The 6,343-nt window shown below is 63.0% G+C and carries 3 protein-coding genes and 1 pseudogene; 1 reads left to right on the forward strand and 3 read right to left on the reverse strand.

Going from position 1 to position 6,343, the window contains the following annotated elements:
• Nucleotides 1-52: 52 nt before the first annotated feature.
• The 3 genes and pseudogenes from GQ56_RS0124855 to GQ56_RS47245 form a co-directional block, all read right to left on the reverse strand.
• Entirely contained in the window at nt 53-1,039 is a 987-nt protein-coding gene (locus GQ56_RS0124855) for a LysR family transcriptional regulator (RefSeq protein WP_081894967.1), read from the reverse strand.
• Between the two features lie 190 nt (nt 1,040-1,229).
• Nucleotides 1,230-1,916: an OmpA family protein gene (locus GQ56_RS0124860; RefSeq protein WP_031401214.1), complete on the reverse strand. Its 687-nt coding sequence runs from the start codon at nt 1,914-1,916 to the stop codon at nt 1,230-1,232.
• A gap of 104 nt (nt 1,917-2,020) precedes the next feature.
• A pseudogene (locus tag GQ56_RS47245) lies at nt 2,021-4,759 on the reverse strand (YadA family autotransporter adhesin); the annotation flags it as partial.
• A gap of 40 nt (nt 4,760-4,799) precedes the next feature.
• On the opposite strand from GQ56_RS47245, the gene GQ56_RS47250 reads away from it, so the two are divergent.
• Nucleotides 4,800-6,343 (forward strand): hypothetical protein (locus GQ56_RS47250; RefSeq protein ID WP_407638603.1); only part of this gene is annotated, 1,544 nt, incomplete at its 3' end.

The raw sequence follows: 6,343 nt of genomic DNA on the forward strand, positions 1-6,343 counted from the left end.
CCGCAGGCAGCAAGCCCCGAGCGATATCACCGGCATCGAGGCTTGCGTAGCATCAATCGATCGGGGTAATCATGTCATGGATGATCCGCTTCGCAATCGAAATGAATTCCTTCATTTTCGCGAGATTCTGGCTTCCTTCCTTGTAGATGATATTTAACGGAATGGGGCATCCCTCGAAGTCCGGAAAAATCCTGATCAACTCCCCGCTTTCGAGGGCGTCGCATATCATCAGCTCGGGCAGGAGAGCGATGCCGATATGCGACTTGGCCAGTTTTTTGGCGGCGATCGGATGATCGACGGTACATATCGGATTTATCTTGATATCGATTGCCTTTCCATCCTTTCCGAACAATTCGATTTCGTTACGGTAGTGCGGTGAGCAGGCGATCCAGGGAGGCGCGGCGATGTGGTCGCTCTGGGCGAAATTCCCCGATTGCCGTTCGATGAACTCAGGCGTGGCGACGATGAATCGCTTGACATATCCGATGGTTTCAAAGACGGCGTTGAAGCTTTCAGGGGCGGAAGTGGAAATTGCGCAGTCGATGGCGTTCTCGTAGAACCTGACCGGATTTTCATTGGTTTGCCACTCGAGCGTGACCCTGGGGCAGGCTTCGAGGTACCTGGCAGAGATTTGAGTGATGATATTCTTTTCGAATCCACTCGGAGCCGATACACGCAAGACCCCGTGAGCGATATTTTTTTCGCTTCTCACCAGTTCTTCAAAATCCATCAAGTCGTTGATCAGATATCGAACGTACTCGTAATATCGCCGGCCGGTTTCGGTTACATCCATTCCGTGCGTGGTTCGATTGATGAGCGGTACGCCAAGATGCGCTTCCAGAATCTGAAGCTGACGACTGACGGTGGGCTGGCTCGAGTTCAATTGCCTGGCGGCGTCGGTGAAGCTTCCCGTCTCTACGATCCGAGCGAACGTATCCATTAAGGCCAGTTGATTGATCTTGGGGCTCGATGAGTTTTTCATGAAAACAGACAATTCCAGGCTGCGCAGCGCGCGACTGTCCCGCAGCATCGATCGCATGATTGTTCAATCCTGATCTGCCGAAAGGATGCTGCAATGAACAGGTCACGTAGGGAAAAATAATCTGGACGATGGCATGTCGTTCAAGAGACGCGAGCGACCAGCATGGGCAATCACTCCCGTGTTGGTTGCTCGCACGATGCGCGTGCCGACATCGAATCGTCGACGCACGCTTTCGCGGATCGATCCGTCAGTCGGCGCGCAGCGAAATTTCGACGCGGCGGTTGCGGGCGCGGCCTTGGGCCGTTGTGTTGACGGCGATCGGATCGGCCTTGCCACGACCTGAAACCGACCACGCTGCCGTCTTCTGTCCGTGTGCCCTCAGATAATTGGCGACGGCATCGGCACGTCGTTTCGACAACGCCAGGTTGTACGCATTACCGCCGACGGAGTCGGTGTAACCGGTGACCGTTACCAGGGAGTACGTGCGGGCGGTCCGCTCGTTCAGAAGCGTGTCGAGGGACGCACGGGCGGCGGGTGCCAGCGTCGCCTGAGCAGTCGCGAACAGCGCATCCGTCGACAGGTTGATGTGCTCGATCGTGACGGGCGGGGCGGGTGGCACGGGCGCCGGTTCGGAGGGCGGCGGAGCGACCGGGGCGGGCGCGGCGCCGCATTGAAACACCAGCGATGCGGGATCGGCGTTCTGGCGTATCGCGTTTGCGGAATCGACGATACGTACCGGCTGGTCGCCGCAAATCTTGCGAGCGGCCTTCATGCAGGTCTGCGGGCCCGACAGCACGCCGTGACAGCTCACTTCGAACGTGCGCACGCCGTCGCGCGGCTGCAGTTCGGATGCGCTGAAGGTCGGGCCGGACGTCGTCGAGCACGCGACGAGAGACATGACCGAAAGCGCGGCCAGACAGGTGAGTTTGTTCATGGATGTATCCTCAATGCATTCTTTGGGAGAGCCCGTCGCGCCGACTGGCAACCAGCCGGCGCGACGAACCGGAACGCGGGAGCGTGTCCGGTTGGTGGCGCAGATTATTTCCACTGATACAGCATGCCGGCGCCGATCACCCGCTGACCGCCGCTGAAGCCGCCGTTGATCGACGCCTTCAGGTTCTCCGTGATGCGCGCCTGCATGTTGACCGCCATCGCCTTCTGGCCGAGGAAGGTCGATGTGCCGACGCCCATCCCGAAGTTGGCGTCGCGATCCAGTTGCGGGATCGATGCCATCGCGCCGACGGCCGCGATACCTTCGATCGCCATCTGGTTGGTCTGCTGCAGTTGCGAACCCAGCGAGTTGATCTGCGCCTGCTGACCCGACAACGCCGTCGACATCGTCGACTGAACCGTGTTGAGCTGGTTCAGGTTGACCGCATCCGTGCCTTGCGTACCCGGCGCGACGTTCGTGATCTGGCGCTGCTGCGTGTCGCTGCCGACCGACACCACGTTTGAACGGCCGCCGTCGTTCGAGTTTGCGCCGATCGCCACCGAGTTCGAGCCGGCGGTGACCTTCGGCACGTCGCTGCCGGTGCCGTTCATGTCGGCCGCGATCCCGTTGTTGTTCGCCGAACGAATGGTGTTGTTGTTGATCGTCGTCGACAACTGGTTCACCGTGGTGCTGATGTTCGACACGCCGCTCGACAGCGAGGCCACGTTGCTGTTCGTCGAGCTGAGGCCGGTGGACAGCGAGCTGATGCCGGTCGAGGTCGACGTGGACAGCGAGGCCACGTTGCTGTTCGTCGTGCTCAGGCCGGTAGACAGCGAGCCGACGCCGGTCGACAACGAACTGATCGCGGTCGAGGTCGAGGTGGACAGCGAGGCCACGTTGCTGTTGGTCGCATTCAGGCTGGTGGACAGCGAGCTGATGCCGGTCGACAGCGACGAGACATTCGCCGCGGTCGACGTCGACAGGCTGTTCACCGCCTGATTCGTCGCGTTGAGCTGGCTGCCGTTGACCGCGTCCGTGCTAGTGGCCGAAACCTGGCCGGCAGCGACGTTCGTGACCTGGCGTTCCTGGCCCGGCGCGCCCACGCTGACGACGCTCGTCGGCGAGCTGCCCGCGAAGAAGTACGTGACGCCGCCGATCGTGGTGCTCGACGTCGGGTTTGCCGCGCCGGTGATCGAGCCCGCGCCCAGCGCAACGGAGTTGGCAAGGTTCGCGGTAGCGCCCGCGCCGAAGGCCAGTGCGCCCGTGGCGTTCGCGGTGGCGGCGTTGCCCAGCGCGATCGTGTTGTCCGCGATGGCCTGGCTCGAATTGCCGAGGGCGAGCGCGCTCGCGCCGTTCGCGGTGTTCGCGTTGCCGAGCGCCACCGCGCCGTTGCCGGTCGCCGTGTCGTTCGCGCCCAGCGCCACCGCGCCGGTGCCCGTCGCGATGCTCGGGTCGCCGATCGCGACTGCGCCGTCGCCGCTCGCGGTGTTGCCGGCGCCGATCGACACGGCGTTGCCGCCCGTAGCCGAGGCGTTCTGGCCGATCGCGACCGCGCCTGCCGTCTGCGCGTTCGAGCCGTCGCCGACCGCGACGCTGCTGGCGCCTGCCGCGCTGGCGTTCGTACCTGCCGCGAGAGCGTTGATGCCGGTTGCGCCGTCGTTGTTGTAGTTGGCCTGCTGCGTGCCGTTGTCGTTGACGCTGTAGTAGTGCGTCTTCGAGGCGTTGATCGCGGTCGAGGTCGACGTGGACAGCGAGGCCACGTTGCTGTTCGTCGTGCTGAGTCCGGTGGACAACGAGCCGATGCCGGTCGACGTCGACGTGGACAGCGACAGGATCGTACTGTCGGTCGACGACAGGCCGGTGGACAGCGAGCTGATGCCGGTCGAGGCCGAGGTCGACAGCGACGTGATCGAGCTGGTGGCGGAAGACAGGCCGGTCGACGTCGAAGTCGACAGCGAACTGATCGAGCTGTTGGCCGACGAGAGGCCGGTCGAGGTCGAGGTAGACAACGATGTGATCGAGCTGTTGGCCGACGACAAGCCGGTCGACGTGGAGGTCGACAGCGAAGTGACGCTGCTATCGGTCGAGCTGAGGCCAGTGGAGAGCGAGCTGATGCCGGTCGAGGTCGACGTGGACAGCGAGGTGAGCGAGCTGTTAGCGGACGAGAGGCCGGTCGACGTGGAGGTCGACAGCGAGGTCACGGTGCTGTCGGTCGAGCTGAGACCGGTGGACAGCGAGCTGATACCGGTCGAGGTCGATGTGGACAACGAGGTGAGCGAGCTGCTGGCCGACGACAGGCCGGTCGACGTGGAGGTCGACAGCGAAGTGACGCTGCTGTCGGTCGAGCTGAGGCCGGTGGACAGCGAATTGATGCTGGTCGAGGTCGATGTGGAGAGTGAGGTGATCGAGCTATTGGCCGACGACAAGCCGGTCGACGTGGAAGTCGACAGCGAAGTGACGGTGCTGTCGGTCGAGCTCAGGCCGGTGGACAACGAGCTGATGCCGGTCGAGGTCGAGGTCGACAGCGACGAGATCGAGCTGTTGGCCGACGACAAGCCGGTCGACGTGGAGGTCGACAGCGACGTCACGCTGCTATCGGTCGAGCTGAGGCCAGTGGACAGCGAGCCGATGCCGGTCGAGGTCGAAGTCGACAGCGAGGTGATCGAGCTGTTGGCCGACGACAGGCCGGTCGACGTGGAGGTCGACAGTGAGGTCACGGTGCTATCGGTCGAGCTAAGGCCGGTAGAGAGCGAGCTGATGCCGGTCGAAGTCGAAGTCGACAGCGAGGTGATCGAGCTGTTGGCCGACGAGAGGCCGGTCGACGTGGAGGTCGACAGCGAAGTGACGGTGCTATCGGTCGAGCTGAGGCCAGTGGACAGCGAGCCGATGCCGGTCGAGGTCGAAGTCGACAGCGAGGTGATCGAGCTGTTGGCCGACGACAGGCCGGTCGACGTGGAGGTCGACAGTGAGGTCACGGTGCTATCGGTCGAGCTAAGGCCGGTAGAGAGCGAGCTGATGCCGGTCGAAGTCGAAGTCGACAGCGAGGTGATCGAGCTGTTGGCCGACGAGAGGCCGGTCGACGTGGAGGTCGACAGCGAAGTGACGGTGCTATCGGTCGAGCTGAGGCCAGTGGACAGCGAGCCGATGCCGGTCGAGGTCGAAGTCGACAGCGAGGTGATCGAGCTGTTGGCCGACGACAGGCCGGTCGACGTGGAGGTCGACAGTGAGGTCACGGTGCTATCGGTCGAGCTAAGGCCGGTAGAGAGCGAGCTGATGCCGGTCGAAGTCGAAGTCGACAGCGAGGTGATCGAGCTGGTGGCCGACGAGAGGCCAGTCGACGTGGAGGTCGACAGCGAAGTGACGGTGCTGTCGGTCGAGCTCAGGCCGGTGGACAGCGAGCTGATGCCCGTCGAAGTCGACGTGGACAGCGACGAGATCGCGCTGTTGGCCGACGACAGGCCGGTCGACGTGGAAGTCGACAGCGAGGTCACGGTGCTATCGGTCGAGCTGAGGCCAGTGGAGAGCGAGCTGATGCCGGTCGAAGTCGACGTGGACAGTGAGGTAATCGAGCTGTTGGCCGACGAGAGGCCGGTCGACGTGGAGGTCGACAGCGACGTCACGGTGCTATCGGTCGAGCTGAGGCCGGTGGAGAGCGAACTGATGCCGGTCGAGGTCGAGGTCGACAGAGACGAAACCGAGCTGTTGGCCGACGACAGGCCGGTCGACGTGGACGTCGACAGCGAGGCCACGTTGCTGTCGGTCGAGCTGAGGCCGGTGGAGAGCGAACTGATGCCGGTCGAAGTCGACGTGGACAGCGAGGTGATCGAGCTGTTGGCCGAGGAGAGGCCGGTTGACGTGGAAGTCGACAGCGACGTCACGGTGCTGTCAGTCGAGCTCAGGCCGGTGGACAGCGAGCTGATGCCGGTCGAAGTCGACGTGGACAGCGAGGTGATCGAGCTATTGGCCGAGGAGAGGCCGGTTGACGTGGAAGTCGACAGCGACGTCACGGTGCTGTCAGTCGAGCTCAGGCCGGTGGACAGTGAACTGATGCCGGTCGAAGTCGACGTGGACAGCGAGGTGATCGAGCTATTGGCCGACGACAGGCCGGTCGACGTGGAAGTCGACAACGACGTGACGGTGCTGTTGGTCGAGCTGAGGCCAGTGGACAGCGAGCTGATACCGGTCGAGGTCGAGGTCGACAGCGACGAGATCGCACTGTTGGCCGACGACAAGCCGGTCGACGTGGAAGTCGACAACGACGTGATGGTGCTGTTGGTCGAGCTGAGGCCGGTGGACAGCGAACCGATACCGGTCGAGGTCGACGTGGAGAGCGACGAAACCGAGCTGTTGGCCGATGACAAGCCGGTCGACGTGGAAGTCGACAACGACGTGACGGTGCTGTTGGTCGAGCTGAGGCCGGTGGACAGCGA

Source organism: Burkholderia paludis (assembly GCF_000732615.1).
GTDB classification, from domain to species: domain Bacteria; phylum Pseudomonadota; class Gammaproteobacteria; order Burkholderiales; family Burkholderiaceae; genus Burkholderia; species Burkholderia paludis.

Coding starts and splice junctions, on each gene's coding strand:
- GQ56_RS0124860 (WP_031401214.1), bottom strand. CDS start 1,916: ATGAACAAACTCACCTGTCTGGCCGCGCTTTCGGTCATGTCTCTCGTC.
- GQ56_RS0124855 (WP_081894967.1), bottom strand. CDS start 1,039: ATGCGATCGATGCTGCGGGACAGTCGCGCGCTGCGCAGCCTGGAATTG.